The 26,289-nt window shown below is 40.0% G+C and carries 21 protein-coding genes; 19 read left to right on the forward strand and 2 right to left on the reverse strand.

Annotated elements, in window-relative coordinates; genetic code table 11:
- Positions 1-16: 16 nt before the first annotated feature.
- Together glnD and map are read right to left on the reverse strand one after the other, a co-directional pair.
- Entirely contained in the window at positions 17-2,662 is a 2,646-nt protein-coding gene (gene glnD / locus ABN080_RS16925) for a bifunctional uridylyltransferase/uridylyl-removing protein GlnD (protein ID WP_349441594.1), read from the reverse strand.
- Between the two features lie 154 nt (positions 2,663-2,816).
- Positions 2,817-3,614, reverse strand: a complete 798-nt coding sequence (gene map, locus ABN080_RS16930; RefSeq protein WP_072070011.1) for a type I methionyl aminopeptidase — start codon at positions 3,612-3,614, stop codon at positions 2,817-2,819.
- A gap of 597 nt (positions 3,615-4,211) precedes the next feature.
- Between map and rpsB the strand changes: the two genes are divergently transcribed.
- The 19 genes from rpsB (at position 4,212) to tilS (ending at position 26,254) form a co-directional block, all read left to right on the forward strand.
- Entirely contained in the window at positions 4,212-4,937 is a 726-nt protein-coding gene (gene rpsB / locus ABN080_RS16935; RefSeq protein WP_036934040.1) for a 30S ribosomal protein S2, read from the forward strand.
- Between the two features lie 135 nt (positions 4,938-5,072).
- Positions 5,073-5,924, forward strand: a complete 852-nt coding sequence (tsf, locus tag ABN080_RS16940) for a translation elongation factor Ts (RefSeq protein ID WP_023582711.1) — start codon at positions 5,073-5,075, stop codon at positions 5,922-5,924.
- A 134-nt stretch (positions 5,925-6,058) separates the two neighbouring features.
- A complete protein-coding gene (pyrH, locus tag ABN080_RS16945) occupies positions 6,059-6,787 on the forward strand; it encodes a UMP kinase (protein WP_023582710.1) in 729 nt (242 codons plus the stop codon).
- Positions 6,788-6,899: 112 nt separating this feature from the next.
- Positions 6,900-7,457, forward strand: a complete 558-nt coding sequence (gene frr / locus ABN080_RS16950; RefSeq protein ID WP_072070010.1) for a ribosome recycling factor — start codon at positions 6,900-6,902, stop codon at positions 7,455-7,457.
- Positions 7,458-7,648: 191 nt separating this feature from the next.
- A complete protein-coding gene (gene ispC, locus ABN080_RS16955) occupies positions 7,649-8,842 on the forward strand; it encodes a 1-deoxy-D-xylulose-5-phosphate reductoisomerase (protein WP_349441583.1) in 1,194 nt (397 codons plus the stop codon).
- Between the two features lie 281 nt (positions 8,843-9,123).
- Entirely contained in the window at positions 9,124-9,825 is a 702-nt protein-coding gene (uppS, locus tag ABN080_RS16960) for a polyprenyl diphosphate synthase (RefSeq protein ID WP_208105101.1), read from the forward strand.
- Between the two features lies 1 nt (position 9,826).
- Complete coding sequence (cdsA, locus tag ABN080_RS16965; protein ID WP_349439624.1) at positions 9,827-10,690, forward strand: phosphatidate cytidylyltransferase; 864 nt, start codon at positions 9,827-9,829, stop codon at positions 10,688-10,690.
- 9 nt (positions 10,691-10,699) lie between these two features.
- Positions 10,700-12,052 (forward strand): sigma E protease regulator RseP, encoded by a 1,353-nt coding sequence (rseP, locus tag ABN080_RS16970; protein WP_349441584.1) that lies wholly within the window; start codon positions 10,700-10,702, stop codon positions 12,050-12,052.
- A 39-nt stretch (positions 12,053-12,091) separates the two neighbouring features.
- A complete protein-coding gene (gene bamA, locus ABN080_RS16975; protein ID WP_072070005.1) occupies positions 12,092-14,485 on the forward strand; it encodes an outer membrane protein assembly factor BamA in 2,394 nt (797 codons plus the stop codon).
- Between the two features lie 90 nt (positions 14,486-14,575).
- Positions 14,576-15,073 (forward strand): OmpH family outer membrane protein, encoded by a 498-nt coding sequence (locus tag ABN080_RS16980; RefSeq protein WP_036934019.1) that lies wholly within the window; start codon positions 14,576-14,578, stop codon positions 15,071-15,073.
- A gap of 3 nt (positions 15,074-15,076) precedes the next feature.
- Entirely contained in the window at positions 15,077-16,105 is a 1,029-nt protein-coding gene (gene lpxD, locus ABN080_RS16985; RefSeq protein ID WP_196554688.1) for a UDP-3-O-(3-hydroxymyristoyl)glucosamine N-acyltransferase, read from the forward strand.
- 124 nt (positions 16,106-16,229) lie between these two features.
- Complete coding sequence (gene fabZ, locus ABN080_RS16990; RefSeq protein ID WP_006535887.1) at positions 16,230-16,682, forward strand: 3-hydroxyacyl-ACP dehydratase FabZ; 453 nt, start codon at positions 16,230-16,232, stop codon at positions 16,680-16,682.
- A 3-nt stretch (positions 16,683-16,685) separates the two neighbouring features.
- Entirely contained in the window at positions 16,686-17,489 is an 804-nt protein-coding gene (gene lpxA, locus ABN080_RS16995; protein WP_072070003.1) for an acyl-ACP--UDP-N-acetylglucosamine O-acyltransferase, read from the forward strand.
- Between the two features lie 7 nt (positions 17,490-17,496).
- Positions 17,497-18,669: a lipid-A-disaccharide synthase gene (gene lpxB, locus ABN080_RS17000; RefSeq protein WP_349441585.1), complete on the forward strand. Its 1,173-nt coding sequence runs from the start codon at positions 17,497-17,499 to the stop codon at positions 18,667-18,669.
- Positions 18,669-19,259: a ribonuclease HII gene (rnhB, locus tag ABN080_RS17005; protein ID WP_006535883.1), complete on the forward strand. Its 591-nt coding sequence runs from the start codon at positions 18,669-18,671 to the stop codon at positions 19,257-19,259. Before lpxB ends, rnhB begins: the two co-directional genes overlap by 1 nt.
- A 21-nt stretch (positions 19,260-19,280) precedes the next feature.
- A complete protein-coding gene (gene dnaE / locus ABN080_RS17010; RefSeq protein ID WP_349441586.1) occupies positions 19,281-22,763 on the forward strand; it encodes a DNA polymerase III subunit alpha in 3,483 nt (1,160 codons plus the stop codon).
- A gap of 12 nt (positions 22,764-22,775) precedes the next feature.
- The gene (gene accA, locus ABN080_RS17015) at positions 22,776-23,735 is read left to right on the forward strand and encodes an acetyl-CoA carboxylase carboxyl transferase subunit alpha (RefSeq protein WP_196554685.1); all 960 of its coding nucleotides are present in this window, start codon (positions 22,776-22,778) and stop codon (positions 23,733-23,735) included.
- 234 nt (positions 23,736-23,969) lie between these two features.
- Positions 23,970-24,713 (forward strand): SDR family NAD(P)-dependent oxidoreductase, encoded by a 744-nt coding sequence (locus tag ABN080_RS17020; RefSeq protein WP_349441587.1) that lies wholly within the window; start codon positions 23,970-23,972, stop codon positions 24,711-24,713.
- Positions 24,714-24,925: 212 nt separating this feature from the next.
- Complete coding sequence (gene tilS / locus ABN080_RS17025; protein ID WP_349441588.1) at positions 24,926-26,254, forward strand: tRNA lysidine(34) synthetase TilS; 1,329 nt, start codon at positions 24,926-24,928, stop codon at positions 26,252-26,254.
- Positions 26,255-26,289 lie beyond the last annotated feature (35 nt).

The raw sequence follows: 26,289 nt of genomic DNA on the forward strand, positions 1-26,289 counted from the left end.
GTATTGTCGTGGGTTCCTATATTTTATCCTTTGAAACTAGTGCTTTTGTCAACCTTTCTACGACTTCATTCTTCATTTTTTGGTTTAACGCTTTATTTTCACTATCGGTTAATACGAAGAAATCCTCAACACGTTCACCTATTGTGGTGATCCTTGCGCCATGTAATGACAATGAAAGATCAGCAAAAACTTTACCAATAATTGCTAATAAACCAGGGCGATCTCGTGCAAATAATTCCATATAAGTGCGTTTATTATGATTAGACTCGACAAAATTAATTTTTGTTGGAACATCAAAATGGCGTAATTTTGCAGGTAGTGAACGTGTTTTCGCATTGGTGTTATAAGGAGCTGATACAACTTGGATCAAAGCGTTGCGGATAGCATTATATCTATCAATGGCAAGAGGCTTACCATTAGGCTCTAACACAATAAAGGTATCCATAGCCATATTATCGCGGTTAGTAAATATTTGTGCGTTATGGATGTTTAAATTACGTCTATCAAGTTCACCTGCAACGGAGGCAAAAAGAGAGGGTCTATCTGCGCACCAAATAAATATTTCCGTGCCACCATGTTCTGTTTGCTGGCTAATTAATACCATGGGAGTAGCACTATTATGTTCAATTAAAGCAAGGGCATGCCAAGCAATCTGTTCTGGTGTGTGCCGTAAAAAATAATCGGCGTGACAACGCCCCCAAATTGCTTGTAATTTTTCTTCATCAACATGCTCTGTACGTAAAATAGTTAGTGCTTGCAAACGATGATGACGGATGCGTTCACGTAAATCAGGAATAGAATGCATACCTTGGCGTAATTGCGCTTCTGTCGATAGAAAAAGCTCACGTAATAAGCTCTGTTTCCAACTATTCCATAAGCTACTGTTGGTCGCGCAGATATCAGCAACAGTTAAACATAAAAGGTAACGTAATCGACTTTCATTTTTTACTTCTGATGCAAACTGAAAAATGATGTCAGGATCTTGAATATCACGTCTTTGTGCTGTGATAGACATAAGTAAGTGATGACTAACTAACCATTCAACTAATGCTGACTCCCTTTGATTTAGGCCATGTTGTTGGGCAAAGTGGGCAACATCTTGAGCACCTAACATAGAGTGATCACCATGCCGGCCTTTAGCTATATCATGAAAAAGTGCAGCTAAACGAAGCAATTCAAGTTGTGGCAGTTGTGGGTAAATATCAACACAGAGTGGGTGTTTTTCATGGTTTTCTAGAGAACCAAAGCTTTCGAGTTTTTGTAAAACACGGATCGTGTGTTCATCAACAGTATAGGCATGGAATAAATCAAACTGCATTTGCCCTACAATGTTATTCCATTGTGGAAAGTAAGCTGCGAGTACACTGTGTTTGTGCATAGGAACAAATGCGCCAGAAACGGCATGAGGATGACGCAAGATCTGCATAAAAACTTGACGTGCTAGTGGGTACTCACATAAAGGTTGGACTAAATGACGACGCGCATAACGTAAATGGCGTAGTGTTGTAGAATAAATTCCCGTGATCTCTTTATGCTCTGCCATACGCAAAAATAGGCGCATAATGGCGATAGGATCATCAAGAAAACAGCTATCATCGATAACATCAATGAGAGAGCCCCTTAGCTGGAATTCATGATCTAATGGTCGTGGTTTTACATTGGGTTGTAAAGCAAGGATGGCTTCATCAAATAACTGAAGTAACATATCGTTTAACTCACTAACACGGCGAGTAACGCGATAATAATCCTTCATCATTTTTTCAACTGGCTGATTGCCTTCTCCTTGATAATTTAAGTATTGAGCAACGTTAAGTTGTCTATCAAATAGTAGGCGATTGTCGTAGCGAGAAAGTACCAAGTGTAATGCAAAGCGAATTTTCCACAAAGTGTATTGGCATTCTAGTAGTTCTTGTCCTTCGGCGGGAGTTAAAAAGCCAAAGTTCACCATTTCTGAGATAGAGGTTGCACCAAAATGTCGATGAGCAACCCAAATTAGCGTGTGAATATCGCGAAGACCGCCGGGACTACTTTTAATATCTGGTTCTAGGTTATAACTGGTACTATGAAATCGGTTATGTCTTTGTTTTTGTTCTTCTATTTTTGCCGCAAAAAAATCAGGTGATGGCCAAAATCCTTGGCTGAAAATATGATTAATTAACTGTTGATAAAGTGATTGATTACCACAAACAAGGCGAGCTTCTAGTAAATTTGTCGCTACCGTTAAATCAGAGAGACCTTCTAAAAGACACTCTTCCATTGTTCTAACGCTGACACCGATTTCAAGACGAACATCCCAAAGTAAGGTAATTAATTTACTGATTTTGTCGGCTATTTCTGGTGATAAAGGTGAATCACTTAAAAACAGAAGGTCAATATCAGAAAGAGGGTGTAACTCTTGCCTACCATAACCACCAACAGCAATAATACTAAGGTCAGGATAATCAGATAATTGAGTATAACGCCATAATTGTGTTAAGAGTTGGTCAATAAAATGGCTACGGGCTTGAAGCAATAAAGTTACATCGACATTGTGGTGAAAAGCATCAGCTAACCAAGACTGAAATTGTTCGATAGATTGTTTTAGCTCAGTGTGATTTTGTGTGTTTTTCGTCAGCAAAAAAGGGGAAGGGGGTTGTGTTTGAAATACGTTTTTAGTGGTCATCATTCGTCTTCTTACTCAATGTTTGCCTATGGCATTAAGACTAATGTTAAAATGATAACCTGACTAGCAATTCTGCTATTCCATTACAAATAAAATAAAAAAAGCGACACATCTCGAAAAAATATGTCGCCTTTACACGGTAAACTGAAGAGTGTTATTCGTTAATTAAAACAGCAGAAATAAACGGCTCTTCTTCTTTGCGTAATGTCATGATTTCACAGCCGTTATCAGTAACGACTAAGGTGTGTTCATATTGTGCAGACCAGCCTCTGTCTTTGGTTTTAACAGTCCAACCATCTTTCATTGTACGAATACGGTAATCACCAGTATTAACCATAGGTTCAATGGTAAATGCCATCCCTTTTTGTAACACAACACCACTATCATCTGCATCATAGTGGAGAACTTGTGGCTCTTCATGGAATCCTTCTCCGATACCATGACCACAGTATTCACGAACAACCGAAAAATCATGCCCTTCAACAAATTTTTGAATAGCTTTACCCAGTTCACGTAAACGAATACCCGGTTTTACCATTTTAATTGCTAAATATAGGCTTTCTTGGGTGATACGACATAAACGCTCACCTTGAATGGTTGGTTTTCCTACGATAAACATTTTTGAGGTATCGCCATGAAAACCGTCTTTAATAACAGTGACGTCAATATTAACAATATCACCATCTTTAAGGATTTTTTCTTCGCTAGGAATACCGTGGCAAATAACATCGTTAACAGAAATACAAACTGATTTAGGGAAACCATGGTAGTTCAGACAAGCAGGGATTGCCTGTTGTACATTAACAATATGTTCATGACAAATACGGTCTAATTCAGCAGTATTTACGCCTGGTTTTACGAAAGGTGCGATAATTTCAAGAACTTCTGCCGCAAGACGACCTGCGACGCGCATTTTTTGAATATCTTCTTCTGTCTTGATTACAATAGCCATTTGAGTTCTTCGTTTAGATTAAGGCCACAATACTCATGACATAACACAAGTTGGTTGTTTCATATTTTGTATTGCGGGTTAAATGAATGATGATGAGAAATAATTCTGATTACCATTTATGATATCAGCAGAAAGTGGGCATGCCAATAAAGAGGATGTGTGTAATCTGTCTGATATCGAGAATAATTACAAACATTACGCCTTCTGAATCTGATTGTCTTTACATATCGCGCTTTTCTCTTTGGCATTTTTTATAGTGATTTGATATTAGAGCAATATTCACAGCAATCGCTTTAATAATCTCTTTTTTCACTGTTTAATATCTCCAATTTTATGTCAAATACGCCGTTATCAAATACAAGTAATAGTGGTTTCTTAAGGTTATTTATGGTATAAAGCGCGCCGGAGTTCTGTTATTGCATCACATCCAGAGTAGTAACAGTAAATCTGAACATTCAATTGTGTTAATTACACACACAAATCGGCACATAACGCCGGGGTGCTCTTATGTAAAGGTTAAACCTTTACAGCTGATGAGTCGGTCGTATGGGATTTGTGGACGAAATAACCCCAAATTTAAATTTATAGAGGTCTAAAATGGCAACTGTTTCAATGCGCGATATGCTGCAAGCCGGTGTTCACTTCGGTCACCAAACTCGTTACTGGAATCCAAAAATGAAACCATTCATCTTTGGTGCGCGTAACAAAGTTCATATCATTAACTTGGAAAAAACTGTTCCAATGTTCAATGAAGCTCTGGTTGAACTGAACAAAATTGCTTCTCGTAAAGGCAAAATCCTGTTTGTTGGTACTAAGCGCTCTGCCGTTGAAGCTGTTAAAGAAGCAGCAGAAAGCTGTGACCAGTTTTTTGTAAACCACCGCTGGTTAGGCGGTATGCTGACTAACTGGAAAACTGTTCGTCAGTCAATCAAACGCCTGAAAGATTTAGAATCTCAGTCTCAGGACGGTACTTTTGACAAACTGACCAAGAAAGAAGCGTTAATGCGTTCTCGTGAACTTGGTAAGTTAGAAAACAGCCTGGGTGGTATCAAAGACATGGGCGGTTTACCTGACGCTCTGTTTGTTATCGATGCTGAACACGAACACATTGCTATCAAAGAAGCAAACAACCTGGGTATCCCAGTATTTGCTATCGTTGATACTAACTCTGATCCAGATGGTATCGACTTCATTATCCCTGGTAATGACGATGCAATCCGTGCGGTTAAATTATATCTGACCGCTGCAGCTACAGCTGTTCGTGAAGGTCGTTCTCAAGATCTGGCTGTTCAGGCTGAAGAAGGCTTAGTCGAAGCTGAATAATAAGGCATGCTCGTAAGAGCCCTTATTTAACCAGGTATTGCTATATATTGGTTAGGGGGCCTCAATAGGCCCCCTTTACACATCTGCTATGAGAACATCTATGGCTAGCCCATAGAAAAGTCGAGGAAGAAACAAATGTCTGGAATTACCGCTGCATTGGTAAAAGAACTGCGTGAACGTACTGGCGCAGGCATGATGGAATGTAAAAAAGCGTTGGTTGAAGCTAATGGTGATATCGAATTAGCAATCGACAACATGCGTAAATCAGGTCAAGCAAAAGCAGCTAAAAAAGCAGGCCGTGTTGCAGCTGAAGGTATCATCCTTGCAGAAGTTGCTGCTGATGGTAAATTCGGTGCGCTGGTTGAACTGAACTGTGAAACAGACTTCGTTGCTAAAGATGCTGGTTTCATCGCTTTCGGTAAAGAAGTTATGGCTACTGTATTAGCAGACAAAACTGATGATATCGAAGCTCTGAAAGCTAAATTCGAAGAAGCACGTACTGCATTAGTTGCTAAAATTGGTGAGAACATCAATATTCGTCGCGTTGCTGTATTAGAAGCTGAAGAATTAGGTACTTACCTGCACGGTGCTCGTATCGGTGTTTTAGTTTCAGCTAAAGGCGCTAACGAAGAACTGATCAAACACATTGCTATGCACGTTGCTGCAAGCAAACCAGAATATGTTCGTCCTGAAGATGTTCCTGCTGATGTTGTTGAGCATGAACACCAAATTCAGATGGATATCGCAATGCAATCAGGTAAACCACGCGAAATCGCAGAAAAAATGGTTATTGGTCGCATGAACAAATTCACCGGTGAGATTTCTCTGACTGGTCAGCACTTCGTAATGGATCCAAGCAAAACTGTTGGTGAACTGCTGAAAGAAAACAATGCTGATGTTATCAACTTCGTTCGTTTCGAAGTAGGTGAAGGTATTGAGAAAGTTGAAGCTGATTTCGCAGCAGAAGTTGCTGCAATGAGCAAATAATAACGCTTAGCGTTAACAGAGCCGCCTAATGGCGGTTCTGTTTTGTTACAATCTCCACTGACTGTTTATTTTCTTTATTAAAAGAGAAGCTATCTAAAACCTCCAATTGACTAATCTGCTTAGGACAGAACACCATGGCAACCAATGCAAAACCCGTATATCAGCGAATTTTATTAAAACTGAGTGGTGAAGCTCTGCAAGGCGCAGAAGGCTTTGGTATTGATGCGAGCGTACTTGATCGCATGGCTCAGGAAATCAAAGAACTCGTTGAATTGGGTATACAAGTCGGTGTTGTAATTGGCGGTGGTAACTTGTTCCGTGGCGCCGGTCTTGCAGCAGCAGGTATGAACCGTGTTGTCGGTGACCACATGGGAATGCTTGCAACAGTAATGAATGGCTTAGCAATGCGTGACTCATTGCATCGTGCTTATGTGAACGCACGCCTTATGTCTGCATTTCCACTGAATGGTGTCTGCGATAACTACAGTTGGGCAGAAGCAATTAGCTTATTACGCCATGGTCGAGTTGTTATTTTCTCGGCTGGTACAGGTAACCCATTCTTTACTACCGATTCTGCTGCGTGTTTACGCGGTATCGAAATTGAAGCTGACGTTGTGCTAAAAGCAACGAAAGTGGACGGCGTGTATTCAGCCGATCCAACCAAAGATCCTGATGCAGTACTTTATGAAACACTGACTTATCAGGATGTATTAGAACGTGAATTGAAAGTCATGGATCTTGCTGCATTCACATTAGCCCGAGATCATAATTTGCCTATCCGCGTATTCAATATGAATAAACCAGGTGCATTACGTCGGGTTGTAATGGGTGAAAGTGAAGGAACTTTGATTTCTCACGCTTAATACACAGAGACAACGGTATAATTTGGCGTTAACATCAATAGTACGCCAATTCATTTATGTCGATAGAGTTTGATATCGACTGGAAGATAACCAGTTCCCAAGGGTTTATAACGTGATTAATGAAATCAAAAAAGATGCTCAAGAACGCATGGATAAAAGCGTTGAAGCACTAAAAAGCCAGATTAATAAAGTTCGTACTGGTCGTGCGTCTCCAAGCCTTTTAGACGGTATTGTAGTGGAATACTACGGAGCGCCAACCCCATTAAACCAAGTGGCTAACGTTGTTGCAGAAGATGGCCGTACACTGGCAATTACGGTTTTCGACCGTACTTTAGCACCCGCTGTCGAAAAAGCGATTATGGCATCAGATTTAGGTTTAAATCCTTCATCTGCTGGTACGATTATTCGTGTTCCACTCCCACCATTAACTGAAGAACGTCGTAAGGACTTAATCAAAGTTGTTCGTGGTGATGCAGAACAAGGTCGTGTATCTGTTCGTAATATCCGCCGTGATGCTAATGATAAAGTAAAAGCATTACTGAAAGATAAAGAAATCAGCGAAGATGATGAGCGCCGTTCGCAAGATGACATTCAGAAATTAACTGATATGTTCATTAAAAAAATTGATGAAGCATTAGCGCTGAAAGAAGCAGAGCTAATGGAATTCTAATTTTATATCTTTTTTTGATAATGCCGCTTTTAGCGGCATTATTTTTGGTTATTTATTTGAAATTTCGTGCTTAATACCTTCTTTTTGTCACATTATTTATTAAAGTTTTCATCTTTCTCCCTCATTTACCTTGTCATACTGATATAATTCTCTTTAATTAAAACGTTGTAGACATACTGATTGATTAATAAATGAAACAAATAACTATATTAGGCTCAACAGGGTCTATCGGAACGAGTACACTTTCCGTTATTGAAAATAATCCTGACGAGTATCAGGTTCTTGCCTTAGTTGCAGGAAAAAATGCAAATAAAATGGCGCAACAATGTGTCACCTTTAAACCTAAATATGCAGTGATGTCTGATGAACAAAGCGCAAATCAGCTTAGACAGTTACTCGCCAATACATCCTGTAAAACAGAGATTTTATCTGGTTCCCATGCAATTAATGAGATAGCAGCACTTGATGAAGCTGATCAAGTTATGTCTGCGATAACTGGTGTTGCTGGACTAAAACCAACACTTGCAGCCATAGAGAAAGGTAAAAGAATTTTATTAGCCAATAAAGAATCACTGATAACCAGTGGGCGTCTTTTTTTTGATGCGGTGGCTAAATATGGCGCAACTGTCTTGCCGATTGACAGTGAACATAACGCGATTTATCAAAGTTTACCTAAAGCTATCCAAGAAAATTTAGGCCACGCATCTTTAGCTGATGAAGGCGTGACCAGTATTTTACTAACGGGATCAGGTGGACCCTTTCGTTATACCCCGTTAGAAGAACTTGAGGCAATGACGCCAGATCAAGCTTGTGCACATCCAAATTGGTCGATGGGACGTAAAATCTCAGTTGATTCAGCAACAATGATGAATAAAGGATTGGAATATATAGAAGCTTGCTATTTTTTTAATGCATCAGAAGAAGAAATGGAAGTAATTATTCACCCTCAATCTGTTATTCACTCAATGGTTCGCTACCGTGATGGCAGTATTATTGCTCAAATTGGTGAACCTGATATGAGAACACCAATTGCGTACTCAATGGCTTATCCTCATCGTACTCAATCAGGTGCAAAAGCATTAGATTTTTTTGAGATTCAATCGCTAGAATTTATTCGTCCAGATTACCAACGTTATCCTTGTTTAGCACTTGCTATTGAAGCGTCTAAGCGTGGACAAGCGGCAACAACAGTGTTAAATGCGGCTAATGAAGTCGTTGTTGATGCTTTTTTACACGAAAAAGTGAAGTTTACTGATATTGCTAAAATTAATCGCAAAGTTGTTGAACATTTTGACCTATCAGAGCCTCAAAGTATTAATGATGTTCTAGAAATTGATAAATTAGCCAGATTAGAAACTCATCAGATAATCACTCAATTTGTATAATGGCGATTATATTTAATATAGGGTGTTTGTTCGTCTTTCTGGCTAATGGTATAGTTGCCGAATCACTAAAGACAATAATGAAAATTAACAGTTCATTACTAAAGCTACTGCTTTAGCAACTTTGAGGCTTTGCCAAAGGCCGTGGATGACACGGTTTTTTTGTGCATGGGTTATCCGAAGAGGACTGTCTGTATCAGTATCAGATTAGCAAAGGGTTAAATTGAGTGAACTTATCCAGTGACGATTCATCCGCATCAAAACCAAAGCATGTTGCTATCATTATGGATGGCAATGGACGCTGGGCTAAAAAGCAAGGGAAACTCCGAGTAACGGGGCATCGCGCGGGAATTAAAGCAGTTCGGGATGCGGTTAGCTTTTCCGTAAAACACAAAATTGAATCACTAACGTTATACGCATTTAGTAGCGAAAACTGGAATAGGCCTGAGCAAGAAGTCAGTTCTCTCATGGAATTATTTGTCTTCGCCTTAGACAACGAAGTGAAAAGCCTACATAAACACAATGTTAAACTTACGGTTATTGGCGACATCAGTCGTTTTAGCCGCCGTCTACAAGACAGAATTAAAAATTCTGTTGCACTAACTGCGAATAATACAGGGCTTAATTTGAATATTGCTGCTAATTACGGTGGACGATGGGATATTACTCAAAGTGTAAAACAATTAGCGACCTCTCTCTCAAAAGGAGAAATTAATCTCGAAGATATTAATGAAAATGCCATATCTTCACATCTTTGCTTGCATAATCAACCTTGTGTCGATCTTGTGATCCGTACAGGTGGTGAGCATCGCATAAGTAATTTTCTTATTTGGCAGATAGCTTATGCTGAGCTTTATTTTACACAGGTTTTATGGCCTGATTTTGATGAACAAGTTTTTCAGAATGCACTAGATGCTTTTGCTAAACGGGAAAGACGTTTCGGTGGTACTACATCAGAAACAGATACTATAAATCTGGGAGGATAACTTGCTTAAGTATCGTGTCATCACCGCATTAATTTTAATCCCTATTGTTATTGCAGCACTATTTCTACTGCCTCCGGCAGGTTTTGGGTTAGTAATTATTGCAATATCAGGCTTAGCAGGTTGGGAATGGGCGCAATTTATTGGCTGGCATTCTCAAGGCAAACGTATTGCAACAGGGATAGGCTTTGCTGCATTGTTATTAATTATGCAGTTATCTTTACCCAATTTTGACCACTTACTCGACACCCCAATGATAAAAAATGGTTTGTGGGCTGGTTTAATTTGGTGGGTAGCCGCAATTTTATTAGTTGTAAGTTATCCGAATTCAGCCAATATGTGGAAAAATTCAGTTTTTATTAAGCTATTGTTCGGTATATTGACGATTGTTCCTTTTTATTGTGGCATGATGGCATTGCGCATGTTGGGGTATAACACTGATACTTACACAGGCGCATGGTGGTTATTGTATGTCATGATATTAGTTTGGGCTGCTGACTCTGGTGCTTATGCATTTGGACGCTTAATGGGGAAACATAAAATGGCTCCAAAAGTGTCTCCAGGAAAAACCCTTGAAGGGTTAGTCGGTGGATTGATTACTGCTGTTGTAGCTTCAGGGTTATTTACCCATTTTGCACCAGTAATCGAAGTTCCCGATAATTTATTATTAATATCAGGTGTTGTTGTCATTGTATCGGTATTTGGTGATCTGGCTGAAAGTATGTTTAAACGTGTTTCGGGCATAAAAGACAGTAGCCAATTAATACCTGGGCATGGTGGTGTGCTTGATAGAATTGATAGTTTGACTGCAGCTATCCCAGTTTTTGCAGGATTAGTCTTCCTGATTTCTTCTGGCTTTAAACTATAAAGGTAAGTAATGGGTATCCTGTGGAATCTTGCCGCATTTATTATCGTTTTAGGTATTTTGATTACGGTACATGAGTTTGGGCATTTTTGGGTAGCTAGGCGTTGTGGGATCTATGTTGAGCGTTTTTCTATAGGTTTCGGAAAAGCTATTTGGCGAAAGGTAGATAAACACGGCACTGAATTTGTTATCGCATGGATACCTTTGGGTGGCTATGTAAAAATGTTAGATGAACGTGTTGGTGAAGTTCCACCTGAACGACGTCATCTAGCATTTAATAATAAAACGGTAGGGCAACGAGCCGCCGTTGTTGCTGCAGGACCTATTGCCAACTTCTTGTTAGCAATCGTCGCCTATTGGATTGTTTTTATGATAGGTGTTCCTGCATTAAAACCTGTAATTGCAGACATTCGTCCGAATTCTATCGCAGAACAAGCAAAATTAACGCCTGGAATGGAACTAAAATCCGTTGCAGGTATCGAAACGCCTGATCAGAATTCAGTTCGTTTAGCATTAGTCAGTAAAATTGGTGCCAAAGAGGTTTCATTCGTTGTATCAGATCCAAATTCTCTCTCTGAGAGTGAGAATATACTGAATTTACAGCAGTGGAATTTTGATCCTGAAAAACAAGATCCCATCTTATCTTTAGGGATTATGCCTGTTGGCGCGAGATTGGACTCGAAAATTGTTGAAGTAACGGTAGGCTCTGTTGCTGAAAAAGCAGGTTTACAGGCAGGGGATCGTATCGTTACAGTTGATGGTCAGCCAATAGATACATGGCATCCATTTACTTATTTTGTTCGACAAAGCCCAAATAAAACATTGGCTCTTCTTGTTGAACGCAATGGCTCGTCATTGGAATTAATGATTACACCGACAGCTATTGCACTGAAAGACGGCACTGAAGTAGGGCAAGTTGGTGCGCAATTACAAGTATTACCTCCTGATGAGCAATACTTGATAATGCAACAATACAACCCATTTTCAGCACTGTATGAAGCTTCTGATAAAACATGGCAGTTGATGGGTTTAACTGTCAAAATGATTGGCAAGTTAGTGGTTGGTGACGTCAAATTAACTAACCTTAGTGGACCTGTTTCTATCGCGAAAGGCGCAGGAATGTCCGCTGATTCTGGGGTTGTTTATTTTTTGATGTTTATGGCGCTTATTAGTGTCAATTTGGGGATCATTAACTTGTTTCCCCTGCCTGTCTTAGATGGCGGGCACCTGCTTTTCCTGGTTATCGAAAAGATAAAGGGAGGGCCGGTATCTGAGCGTGTACAAGACTTCTGTTATCGTATTGGTATTATGGCACTGATGCTTTTAACGGGACTTGCACTTTTCAATGATTTCTCTCGCTTATAATTGGTAAGCAGGGACCGGTTAGGAAAACACAAAACAACGATGGCGATGAAAAAGTTGCTTATAGCGTCGCTGCTGCTGGGCAGCGCCACTGCATACGGTTCAGACGGATTCGTAGTTCAGGACATTCAATTTGAAGGTCTTCAACGCGTCGCCGTTGGTGCAGCATTACTGAACATGCCTGTCCGGGTTGGAGACTCGGTTAGCAATGATGATATCAGTCGAACAATCCGTTCGTTATTTGCGACAGGAAATTTTGATGATGTCCGTGTTCTACGTGACGGAAGTACACTAATTGTTCAAGTAAAAGAGCGCCCAACAATTGCCAGCATTACTTTCTCTGGTAACAAAGCAATCAAAGAAGATATGCTAAAACAGAATCTTGAGGCTTCTAATATTCGTATTGGCGAGACACTCGACCGTACAATGTTAGCGAACATCGAAAAAGGGCTTGAAGATTTCTATTATAGTGTTGGTAAATATAATGCAACTGTAAAAGTAGTTGTTACACCTCTTCCTCGTAATCGTGTTGATTTAAAACTCGTATTTGCAGAAGGTGTATCAGCAACAATTCAGCAAATCAACATTGTTGGTAATAAAGCGTTTTCTACCGCTGAGCTCGTTAACCGCTTCCAATTACGTGATGATGTGCCTTGGTGGAACTTAGCTGCGGATGAAAAATATCAAAAACAAAAACTAGCTGGTGACTTAGAAACATTAAGAAGTTTCTATCTCGATCGTGGTTATGCTCGCTTTGATATTGAATCAACTAATGTCAGCTTAACACCAGACAAAAAAGGAATTTACATTACCATTAACCTGAAAGAAGGTGATAAATACACGGTAGAAAATACCGAAATCAATGGTAATACGGCAGGCTATACCAAAGATATTGAAGAGCTTATCCAAATTGCTCCCGGCTCTCTTTATAATGGCGCGCAAGTGACTAAAACAGAAAATGATATTAAAAATCTGTTAGGTCGTTATGGATATGCTTATCCTCGTGTTATGACTAATCCTGAAATTAATGATGAAAATAAAACCGTTAAACTGCATGTAAACGTAGATGCAGGAAACCGTTTCTATGTTCGTCAAGTACGTTTCGCAGGTAATGACATCACGAAGGACTCTGTTTTACGCCGTGAAATGCGTCAAATGGAAGGTGCATGGTTAGGTAGCGATTTAGTTGAACAAGGTAAAGAGCGTTTAAATCGTTTGGGGTATTTCGAAACGGTTGAAACAGAAACGCAACGTATTCCAGGTTCACCTGATCAAGTTGATATTGTTTATCGCGTAAAAGAGCGTAACACGGGTTCTCTTAACTTTGGTGTCGGTTTCGGTACTGAAAGTGGTGTGAGTTTCCAAGTGGGTGTTACCCAAGATAACTGGTTAGGTACAGGTAACGCAGTTGCGATTAATGCGAGTAAAAATGATTACTCAACTTATGCTGAATTGTCTGTTACTGACCCGTATTTTACCGTTAATGGTGTAAGCTTAGGTGGTCGTATCTTCTATAACGACTTCCGTGCAAATGACGCTGATTTATCAGGTTATACCAATAAATCTTATGGTGTTGATGGAACTTTAGGTTTCCCAATTAATGAATATAACTCAGCACGTCTTGGCTTAGGCTATACTCACAATGGTCTGTCACGTATGGAACCGCAGGTTGCAATGTGGCGTTACCTAGAAAGTATGGGTGAAAATCCTGGCTTTGATAAACGTGAATCGTTTAACGCTGATGACTATACTGTCAGTTTGGGTTGGACCTTCAATAACTTAAACCGTGGTTTCTTCCCAACATCTGGTGTGAGAAGTAACTTAAGTGGGCGTGTGACTGTACCTGGCTCTGACAACAAGTACTATAAAGTGACTTGGGACGGTATGGCTTATTACCCAATTAATGAAAAAGAATCTTGGGTAACGCTATTTAAAGGCCGTTTAGGCTACGGTGATGGTTTAGGTGGTAAAGAATTACCATTCTATGAAAACTTCTACGCCGGTGGTTCTGGTACTGTTCGTGGTTTCCGTTCAAATAACATCGGTCCTAAAGCGATTTATCTTGATGCAAATGGCAAGCCAAAACCAGGTGAACCATCAAGTGATGCAATCGGTGGTAATGCCATGGCAGTGGCAAGCTTTGAGCTGATCACACCAACACCATTTGTCGATGATAAATATTCATCTTCAGTTAGAACATCGGTGTTTGTTGATGCGGGTACAGTGTGGGATACCAATTGGAGTAGCACAAACTCTGCTTGGACCGCAGGTATGCCTGATTATAGCCGAGCAAGTGATATACGTGTTTCAACTGGTGTTGCGTTACAATGGTTATCACCTTTAGGTCCGTTAGTATTCTCTTATGCTAAACCAATAAAAGATTATGAAGGCGATAAATCAGAGCAATTCCAGTTTAATATTGGTAGAACGTGGTAGCGATGTAAGTAAAGTTGATGCCTAATTTAATATTTAATTAGGCATCCGATTTCTGACAAAAAATTATTTTTGGTTTTAAGGAGTTTAATCGTGAAAAAATTGTTATGTGCCGCTGCCCTAGGAATGGCATTGACCATGTCAGCTGGTGTTCAAGCCGCAGATAAAGTAGGTGTTGTGAACATCGGTCAAGTTCTCCAACAAATTCCTAACCGTGATGCGGTAGAGAAACAATTGGAAAATGAATTCAAATCACGTGATACTGAATTGCAGAACTTAGGTAAAGCATTACAGACAGCTGTTGAGAAATATCAAAAAGATGCACCAACCATGAATGCAACACAACGTGCAAATACAGAGAAAGATCTGGTTGCTAAACGTGAAGCATATGCACAAAAAGCACAAGCTTTTGAGCAAGACTTTAGCCGTCGTCAAGCTGAAGAACGTAACAAAATCATGAAACGTGTATTAGATGCTGTTGATGCAGTAGCGAAGAAAGAAGGCTATGATGTTATTTTAGATGCTAACACTGTACCTTATTTCGCAGATGGTAAAGATATTACTGCTCAGGTTCAAAAACAGGTTAAATAATAGATGTTTTCAATTCGATTAGCTGATCTTGCTCAGCAATTGAATGCACAGTTACACGGCGATGGTGATATCACTATCGCCGGTCTTGCTTCAATGAGCCTAGCAAATAGCGAACAAATTACATTTCTTTCTGATAGTCGCTATCGTGAGAAATTAACTGAATGTCAAGCAGCTGCTGTTGTATTAACAGAAGCTGATCTTCCATTCTGTCCGGTTGCCGCACTTGTGGTAAAAAATCCGTATACTGCCTATGCTCAAATGGCGCAGATTATGGATACAACCCCACAACCAGCACAAGATATTCACCCAAGCGCTGTGATTTCTCCTGATGTTAAATTAGGGAAAAATGTGTCAGTGGGTGCAAATGCCGTTATCGAGTCAGATGTTATCCTTGGTGATAATGTTGTGATTGGCGCAGGTTGTTTTGTTGGTAAAAAAGCTCATATCGGCGATAATAGCCGTTTATGGGCAAATGTATCGATTTATCATGAAGTTATTATTGGTAAAGATTGCTTAGTTCAATCAGGAACAGTTATTGGCTCTGATGGTTTTGGTTATGCCAATGAACGTGGTAATTGGATCAAAATTCCACAATTAGGTTCTGTTGTTATTGGCGATCGTGTAGAAATCGGTGCATGTACAACAATTGACCGAGGCGCATTAGATAACACAGTTATCGGTAATGGTGTTATCATTGATAACCAGTGCCAAATCGCACATAACGTCATTATAGGTGACAATACCGCTGTTGCGGGGGGTGTCATCATGGCGGGCAGCCTGAAAATAGGCCGTTACTGTATGATTGGTGGAGCAAGTGTTATCAATGGTCACATGGAAATCTGTGATAAAGTAACGGTAACAGGAATGGGTATGGTAATGCGTCCTATCACTGAGCCGGGAGTTTATTCTTCAGGTATTCCGCTACAGCCGAACAAAGCATGGCGTAAAACCGCAGCACTTGTGTTGCGAATTGATGAAATGCAAAAAAGACTTAAGTCGCTTGAACGTCAAGTAGAAAGTAGCGACAAGTAACAAAGTACGTCATCGACGGTTGTTACCTATTTTGCGACCTGCGGGTTAACTCACTTTTTTGAGTCACAGCAGGTCGTGTTATTATTAATTAGACGCAGTTTTATTAGACAGGAAGAGTATTGCAATGAGTGAGAATCATACTCTGCAAATCGAAGAAATTTTAGATTTACTTCCACACCGTTACCCATTCTTATTGGTTGATCGTGTCCTTGATTTTGAAGAAAAGAAATTTCTAAGAGCAGTAAAAAATGTATCTTTTAATGAGCCTTTCTTTCAAGGTCACTTCCCAGGAAAACCTATTTTCCCAGGCGTATTGATCCTAGAAGCCATGGCACAAGCAACGGGTATTTTAGCATTCAAAAGTGTAGGAAAGCTGGAACCTGGTGAGCTCTACTATTTTGCTGCTATTGATGGTGCTCGCTTTAAACGTCCTGTCTTACCTGGGGATCAAATGATCCTAGAGGTAGAATTTATTAAAGAACGTCGTGGTGTTGCTCGCTTTAAAGGCGTCGCTAAAGTTGATGGGGAAATTGCTTGCGAAGCTGAAATGATGTGTGCTCGCCGCCGTGAGGTCTAGCCTATGATAGATAAATCCGCAGTCATTCACCCTTCCTCGATTATTGAAGAGGGCGCAGTAATTGGTGCTAATGTTCGCATTGGCCCTTTTTGCGTTATTGGTGCAAACGTTGAAATTGGTGAAGGTACTGATATCAAATCTCACGTTGTTATCAATGGGCATACGCGTATTGGTCGAGAAAATCAGATTTATCAATTTGCCTCTATTGGTGAAGCAAATCAGGATCTGAAATATCGTGGTGAGCCAACACAAGTTATTATTGGTGATCGTAACCTTATTCGTGAAAGTGTGACTATCCATCGTGGAACAACCCAAGGTGGCAATATCACAAAAATCGGCAATGACAACTTACTGATGATTAATACGCATGTCGCACATGATTGTATTATTGGTGACCGCTGTATTATTGCTAATAACGGAACACTTGGTGGTCACGTCACTTTAGGTGATTTTGTGATTATCGGTGGTATGAGTGCAGTTCATCAGTTTTGTCAAATTGGCTCTCACGTTATGGTGGGCGGATGTTCAGGTGTGGCACAAGATGTTCCTCCTTTTGTTATTGCACAAGGAAACCACGCAACCCCTTATGGGCTGAATATTGAAGGATTAAAACGCCGAGGTTTTGCTAAAGAAGATCTTCATGCAATTCGCAATGCTTATAAAGTTCTTTACCGTAATGGTAAAACACTGGAGGAAGCACGTGAAGAAATTGGACAACTGGTTGCAGATAATAATAATCCGTATGTTAAGTTGTTCAGTGATTTTCTGGAAAACTCAGCAAAATCTAACCGTGGCATCATTCGCTAATTAGGATATGACCTTGTCAGGCCAATTATCTACTGTTCAGCGTCCGTTAGTTATCGGCTTAGTCGCTGGTGAAACGTCCGGTGATATCTTGGGCGCGGGATTAATCCGCGCTCTTAAACAAAAGCATCCTAATATCCGTTTTGTCGGCGTCGCGGGGCCTCTTATGCAAGCTGAAGGTTGTGAAGCTTGGTATGAGATGGAAGAGCTTGCCGTCATGGGGATCGTTGAAGTTCTTGAACGCTTACCGAGATTATTAAAGATCAGAAAAGATCTCACTCGACGATTCTCAGAATTAAAGCCTGATGTTTTCGTGGGGATCGACGCACCTGATTTTAATATCACCCTTGAAGGTCGTTTAAAGCAAAAAGGGATCAAAACTATTCACTATGTCAGTCCATCTGTGTGGGCTTGGCGCCAAAAACGTGTTTTCAAAATTGGTAAAGCGACAGATCTTGTCTTAGCTTTTTTGCCTTTTGAAAAAGCGTTTTATGATAAATATCAGGTTCCTTGTCGTTTTATTGGTCATACAATGGCGGATGCAATCGCTTTAAATCCGGATAAAAAAGTAGCTCGTAAACATCTCGGAATACCTGAAAAAGTCTCTTGTTTAGCTCTCCTTCCTGGTAGTCGTCATGCAGAAGTTGAGATGCTGAGCGCTGATTTTATAAAAACAGCACAGTTACTAAAACAACAAATACCAACACTTCATATTGTTGTGCCATTGGTGAATGCTAAACGACGTATTCAATTCGAGCAGATCCACCAAGATATTGCTCCCGAACTCGACATTCAGTTACTTGATGGGCAAGCAAGAGAAGCAATGACAGCAAGTGATGCAACATTGTTAGCATCAGGTACGGCTGCATTAGAGTGTATGCTTACGAAATGCCCAATGGTTGTTGGCTATCGCATGAAACCATTTACTTTTTGGTTAGCAAAAAGGTTAGTGAAAACACCTTATGTTTCATTACCCAATTTATTAGCTGGTAGAGAAATAATTAAAGAGTTGTTACAAGAAGAGTGTGAGCCAAGGGCGTTGGCAGAACAACTTTTACCTCTTTTAACAGATAAAGAAAAAGCACATCAATTAAAAGAGATATTTTTACAACTTCATAGTGCTATTCGCTGTAATGCGGATGAGCAAGCAGCAAATGCAGTATTAGAATTGGCAGAGAAATAATGGAATTTGTATATCCAAAAGCAAATCTTATTGCTGGAGTTGATGAAGTAGGCCGAGGACCTCTGGTTGGCGCTGTAGTGACGGCTGCTGTTATTCTTGATCCGGCAAACCCGATTGAAGGATTAACAGACTCTAAAAAGCTAACAGAAAAAAAACGTAATGCTCTGTATGACGAAATAAAAGAAAAAGCATTATGTTGGGCAATCGGTCGTGCAGAGCCTGAAGAAATTGATGAATTAAATATTCTTTGGGCAACGATGAAAGCAATGGAGCGCGCGGTTGCAGGATTATCTATTACGCCTGATATGGTTTTGATTGACGGTAATCGCTGTCCTAAATTGCCAATGGCTTCTCAAGCAGTCATAAAAGGTGATAGTTTAGTTCAAGAAATCAGTGCGGCTTCTATACTTGCTAAAGTCACTCGTGATAGAGAAATGGAAGAGTTAGATAAGCTTTACCCTGATTATGGTTTTGCTAAACATAAAGGGTATCCAACAGTTTTCCATATGGAAAAACTGGCCTTATTAGGGGCAACCCCTTATCATCGAAAAAGTTTTGCGCCTGTAAAACGAGCATTAAATTTAAAGTAATCCACAGAGTAATTAAATATTATGGCAGATCCTCGTTTTATCCATCTTAGGGTACACAGCGATTATTCAATGATCGATGGATTGGCAAAAACAGGGCCTCTTGTGAAGAAAGTGGCTTCGCTGGGAATGCCTGCTTTTGCGATTACTGATTTCACTAACTTATGTGGGCTAGTGAAGTTTTATGGTGCCGCACATAGTGCGGGTATTAAACCTATAATTGGTGCCGATGTTTACCTCGAAACAGAATTATTAGGCGATGAATATGCCCACCTCACCATTCTTGCTCGCAATAATGTAGGTTATCAAAATCTTACCTTACTGATTTCTGAAGCTTACAAACATGGTTATGGCGCCGCAGGGCCGATTATTAAACAAGAGTGGCTAACAACCTATAAAGAAGGACTCTTGTTGCTTTCGGGTGGAAGAATGGGCGATGTAGGTAAGTTCTTGCTCCGAGGAAATCGTGCCTTAGTTGATCAATGTCTTGAGTATTATCAAACTCACTTTCCTGATAGTTATTATTTAGAACTTATTCGAACTGGTCGCCCTGACGAAGAAAGCTATTTGCATGAAGCTGTAGCACTCGCTTCTGAAAAAGGCTTACCAGTTGTTGCAACGAATGACGTCTGTTTTCTGGATAGTGATGATTTTGATGCACATGAAATTCGCGTTGCAATCCATGATGGTTTTACACTCTCAGATCCCAAGCGTCCAAAAAATTATAGTCCTCAGCAATATATGCGCACAGAGGAAGAGATGTGTGAGTTATTTGCTGATATACCTGAAGCATTAGAAAACAGCGTTGAAATCGCCAAACGTTGTAATGTTACCATTCGTTTAGGGGAATACTTTCTTCCTCAATTCCCAACTGGGGATATGAGTACCGAAGATTTCCTCGTTAAAAAATCTAAAGACGGTTTGGAAGAGCGTTTAGCTTTTCTGTTTCCAGATCCCGAAGAACGACAAAAAAGACGCCCTGAATACGATGAACGTCTTGATATAGAGCTAAAAGTAATCAATCAGATGGGATTCCCTGGTTACTTCCTTATCGTGATGGAGTTTATTCAGTGGTCTAAAGATAATGGTGTTCCTGTGGGGCCGGGACGAGGTTCGGGTGCAGGATCATTAGTCGCTTATTCACTCAAAATCACTGACCTTGATCCTTTAGAATTTGATTTACTTTTCGAACGCTTTCTTAACCCTGAACGTGTTTCAATGCCTGACTTTGACGTCGATTTCTGTATGGAAAAACGCGATAGGGTAATTGATCACGTTGCTGATATGTACGGTCGTGATGCGGTATCTCAGATTATTACATTTGGTACGATGGCGGCAAAAGCGGTTATCCGAGATGTTGGGCGTGTTTTAGGGCATCCTTACGGTTTTGTTGATAGAATTTCGAAGCTTGTACCGCCAGATCCTGGAATGACGCTAGAAAAAGCGTTTGCCGCAGAACCTCAGTTACCTGAAATTTATGAAGCCGATGAAGAGGTTAAATCTCTTATTGATATGGCTCGTAAATTAGAAGGGGTGACACGTAATGCGGGTAAACATGCGGGTGGTGTGGTTATATCACCAACGAAAATTACTGATTTTGCACCGCTTTATTGTGATGCAGAAGGAAATAACCCAGTTACACAATTTGATAAGAATGACGTTGAATATGCAGGTCTTGTTAAATTCGACTTCTTAGGATTAAGAACACTCACTATCATTAACTGGGCATTAGAAATGATTAATGCCCGATGTGAAAAAAAATCACTGGAACCAGTTGATATCTCTGCGATCCCATTAACGGATCAGCGTAGTTTCGATATGTTGCAGCGTTCTGAAACGACCGCGGTATTTCAGTTAGAATCTCGTGGTATGAAAGATCTTATCAAGCGTCTACGTCCCGACTGCTTTGAAGATATGATTGCATTAGTGGCCTTATTTCGCCCTGGTCCATTGCAATCAGGTATGGTGGATAACTTCATTGACCGTAAACACGGTGTTGAAGAGATCTCTTATCCTGATGTTAAATGGCAACATGAGAGCTTACAGCCTGTTTTAGAGCCTACCTATGGCGTTATCTTATATCAAGAACAGGTTATGCAAATCGCGCAGGTTCTTGCTGGATATACGCTGGGTGGCGCGGATATGTTACGACGCGCAATGGGTAAGAAAAAACCTGAAGAGATGGCAAAGCAGCGTTCTGTATTTGAAGAAGGAGCTATCAAAAACGGTGTTGATGGCGAACTTGCCATGCGGATCTTTGACTTGGTGGAGAAATTTGCTGGTTATGGATTTAATAAATCGCACTCAGCTGCTTATGCTTTAGTTTCATATCAAACGTTATGGCTAAAAGCCCACTATCCTGCTGAATTTATGGCTGCTGTAATGACGGCAGATATGGATAACACAGAAAAAGTGGTGGGGTTAGTTGATGAATGTTGGAGAATGGGATTAAAAGTTCTTCCTCCTGATATTAATAGTGGTTTATATCATTTTCACGTAAATGATGAAGGTGAAATCGTTTACGGTATTGGTGCGATAAAAGGAGTGGGTGAAGGCCCAATTGAGGCAATAGTAGAAGCGCGTCAGCAAGGCGGTCACTTTAAAGATATTTTTGATCTCTGTGCTAGAACAGAAACGAAAAAATTGAATCGCCGAGTGATGGAAAAACTGATAATGTCAGGCGCATTCGATAAGTTAGGGCCTCATCGTGCCGCATTGATGTCTTCATTAGAAGATGCATTAAAAGCGGCAGATCAACATGCCAAAGCTGAAGCAATAGGGCAATCGGATATGTTTGGCGTGTTAGCAGAAGCTCCTGAACAAGTTGAGCGTTCTTATGCCAATATACCTAAATGGCCGGAACAAGTTGTTTTAGAAGGTGAGCGAGAGACATTAGGTTTATATTTAACAGGTCATCCGATCACTCGTTATTTAAAAGAAATTGAACGATATGCCGCAGGAACGCGTCTAAAAGATTTAGTACCAACGCCACGTGGCCAAATGGTGAAAGTCGCGGGTTTAGTGTTAGCGTCTAAAGTATTTACGACAAAACGAGGAAACCGAATTGGCGTGTGTACCTTAGATGATCGTTCAGGTCGCTTAGAAATTATGTTATTTTCTGATGCATTGGATAAATACCAACATTTATTAGAACAAGACAAGATTTTAATTGCTACCGGGCAGGTCAGCTTTGATGATTTCAATGGTGGGCTTAAAATGACAGTCCGCGAACTTATGGATATCAACGAAGCCCGTGAAAAATATGCACGAGGACTTGCTATCTCGTTATCAGACAGGCAAATTAATGAGCAATTATTAAATCGTCTTCGCGGCGTTTTAGAACCTCATCGTTCAGGCACGATACCGGTTCATCTTTATTTTGAAAAGCATGATGCCTGCGCACGCTTACGATTTGGTGCGACTTGGCGCGTAACGCCAACAGATATGCTTTTAACGGATCTGCGAACTCTGCTGGGTAATGAGCAGGTAGAATTAGAATTTGACTAAAATAGGAATGTTATGAGTCTTAATTTTCTGGATTTTGAACAGCCAATTGCCGAGTTAGAAGCGAAAATTGATTCGCTAACCGCAGTTAGCCAACATGATGAAAAAATTGATATTAATATCGATGAAGAAGTTTCACGCTTAAGAGAAAAAAGCCTAGAGCTAACGCGTAAGATTTTTTCTGATCTTGGTGCATGGCAAGTTGCACAACTTGCACGTCATCCATTAAGACCTTACACACTGGATTATATTCATCGTATCTTTACTGATTTCCAAGAATTAGCAGGCGATCGTGCTTATGCTGATGATAAAGCGATTGTCGGTGGTATTGCGCGCTTAGACGGCCGTCCTGTTATGGTTATTGGTCATCAAAAAGGGCGTGAAACAAAAGAGAAAATTCGCCGAAACTTCGGTATGCCAGCGCCAGAAGGCTATCGCAAAGCGCTTCGTTTAATGGAAATGGCACAACGTTTTAATCTTCCTATTATCACCTTTATCGATACTCCTGGTGCTTATCCAGGCGTTGGTGCAGAAGAACGAGGCCAATCAGAAGCGATCGCACGTAACTTACGTGAAATGTCACGTTTTGGTGTGCCAATCATCTGTACTGTCATTGGTGAAGGTGGTTCTGGTGGTGCATTAGCTATTGGTGTGGGTGATAAAGTGAACATGTTGCAATACAGCACCTATTCCGTTATTTCACCAGAGGGTTGTGCTTCTATTCTTTGGAAAAGCGCAGACAAAGCACCATTAGCGGCAGAGGCAATGGGAATTACTGCAAACCGCTTAAAAGAGCTTAAACTGATTGATAACGTTATTTCTGAGCCTTTAGGTGGCGCTCATCGTCACTATGACGAAATTGCTGCTTCATTAAAAGCACAAATCCAATCTGATTTAGAAGAATTAGATGCATTTGATTCAGAAGAGCTAACTAATCGTCGTTACCAACGTTTAATGGAATACGGCTACTGCTGATCTCGAGATATTTGAATAAATTCAGATAAGCCTCATGTTGATGACATGGGGCTTTTTATTGATCTATTTTAAACTATCTTTATCGAAACAATTAGAATCTGTGATATTAACTATAATATATTATATATCAATATGTTAACTTGATCTCAAAATTAATATTAATTCGCATTTTTTCTAAAAAAATAATAATGCCCGCCTATCATTTTATAAGATTTATTAAATGAGGGATCGGTGATGATTACATTTAGTGGCAAAGTGGGAATTATTACAGGTGGTAATAGCGGTATTGGTTTAGCTTCTGCGGAAAAATTTTTATCCCTAGGTGCATCAGTGGTTATTACTGGTAGTAATTTAGCACGAGGACAAAAAGCAGAAAAATACCTAAAAGAGAAGGGATTTGTCGGTGAATTCGTGCAAATGGATGTGAAGAGTGAAAAAGAAAATGAACAACTTGTTGATTATGTTGTAAATAAGTATGGAAGAATGGATTTCTTGTTTGCTAATGCGGGTGTTTTAACAGATAACATTGTTGATAAATTAGAGTATGAAAAATGGAAGGGCGTTTTAGATGTTAATCTAAATGGACTCTTTTTGATTAATCGAGCAGCAATTCAATATTGGCTAAAAAACAAAATGTCAGGTGCGATTGTGAATTGCAGTTCAATTTGTTCTTTTGTTGGGCAGCATGAATTTCCTGCCTATTGTGCATCAAAAGGCGGAGTTAAATTACTGACACAAACATTGGCTATTGATTACGCAAACAAAGGTATTCGTGTTAATGCGGTTTGCCCTGGTTATATTGATACACCTTTGCTGGATGGCCGTGAATTAGATAAACAAAAGTTAGCGACATTGCATCCTATTGGGCGCCTCGGTACACCAGAGGAAGTGGCTAATGTTGTCGCATTTTTGGCCAGCGATGCGGCTTCGTTTGTTACTGGAGCTTCTTATTTGGTTGATGGCGGTTTTACAGCTTAATTCTGTTTTCAATAGAAAGCAGAATAATCGTTATTCTGCTTTTTACTTCTTTAATTTCTTTATAACCTCGTATTTATCTTATTTCTATTTCTCTTAATGTTTGTGTAATAGCGTTACACTTTGTTTTATTTATAGGAATACTTTGTACTCGTGCAAAATCAGCGAGAAAAGATTAACATAATCACCTGAATTCACTGATAAATGACAAAGCGATGAAACAGGAATACGGCTCACTTCTTAAAGAAATCAAACAGCGCATTGATCCTCACATCAAAATTTTGGTGGGCTTTAGTGGCGGAGTAGATTCCACTGTTTTACTGCAGGGGCTTGTGCGTTTACGTGATGAATTCCAATTACCTTTAGAATTAACTGCCATCTATATTCATCATGGATTAAATATCAAAGCAGATGATTGGCTTACTCATTGTGAACAATTTTGTCAGCAATGGCAGGTAAATTTTATTAGTGAAAAAGTTCGTGTCGATCCTAAAGATGGAGGGCTTGAGAATGGTGCTAGAGAAGCGCGTTATCAAGCTTTTCGTCGGAATTTACAACCACAACAAGTGTTAGTGACGGCTCAACATCAAGATGATCAAGCCGAAACTTTTTTACTGGCGTTAAAGCGAGGTAGTGGCCCATCAGGGCTTTCTTCAATGCCAGCTAAAATGGTATTTGAGCATAGCTATTTGCTTCGGCCATTACTTAATATTACTCGTGAAGAGATTGAATATTATGCTACTGAGCAAGGGCTAACATGGATTGAAGACGATAGTAATCAAGACGATAGCTATGATCGCAATTTTTTACGTTTACGAGTTATGCCATTATTAACGCAGCGATGGCCCCATTTTTCACAATCGGTAACTCGTAGTGCAGCACTGTGTGGTGAACAAGAGGCACTATTGGATGAGCTGTTGGAGCCAGAACTTAATGCTTTAATGGATAGAGAGCACAGTTTAGACATCAAGCAACTTGCTCTTTGTAGTGTGATAAAGCGTAATGCGCTATTAAGGCGTTGGTTTGCTCAACATAATAAAATCATGCCTTCTAGACAACAAATTTTACGATTATGGAAGGAAGTTGCTTTAGCCAAAGCCGATGCTGAGCCTAAATTACAATTTTATCAAGATGAAGTGAGGCGTTATAAACAACGCCTTTATCTTGTACCAATGATTGATGATCCTGTTAATAAAATTATTGAATGGTCACTTACTCAATCACTGTCTTTACCTAGTGGATTAGGCGTTTTATCACTAACAACGGCAACAGGAAAAAATACTGTTAGAGCACCTTCAAAGGATGAAAAGGTCACCGTTCGTTTTGGTTTGACACAAGCGTCTTTGCGTATTGTTGGACGAGAACATGCTCGGCATAGTAAAAAGATTTGGCAAGAGCTTGACGTTGCGCCTTGGCGTAGGACGCGAATTCCTTTGATTTATTATAATGATACGTTAATTGCTGCTATTAATACATTTGTGACTTTTGAGGGAAAAGCAACATCAGAATATGCAATTACTATTGAGTGGCAAGAGGCTCATTAATGAACAACCGCCTGCTGGCGGCTGTTCTTTATTCG

The organism is Proteus sp. fly-1089 (genome assembly GCF_040138965.1).
GTDB lineage: Bacteria > Pseudomonadota > Gammaproteobacteria > Enterobacterales > Enterobacteriaceae > Proteus > Proteus vulgaris_B.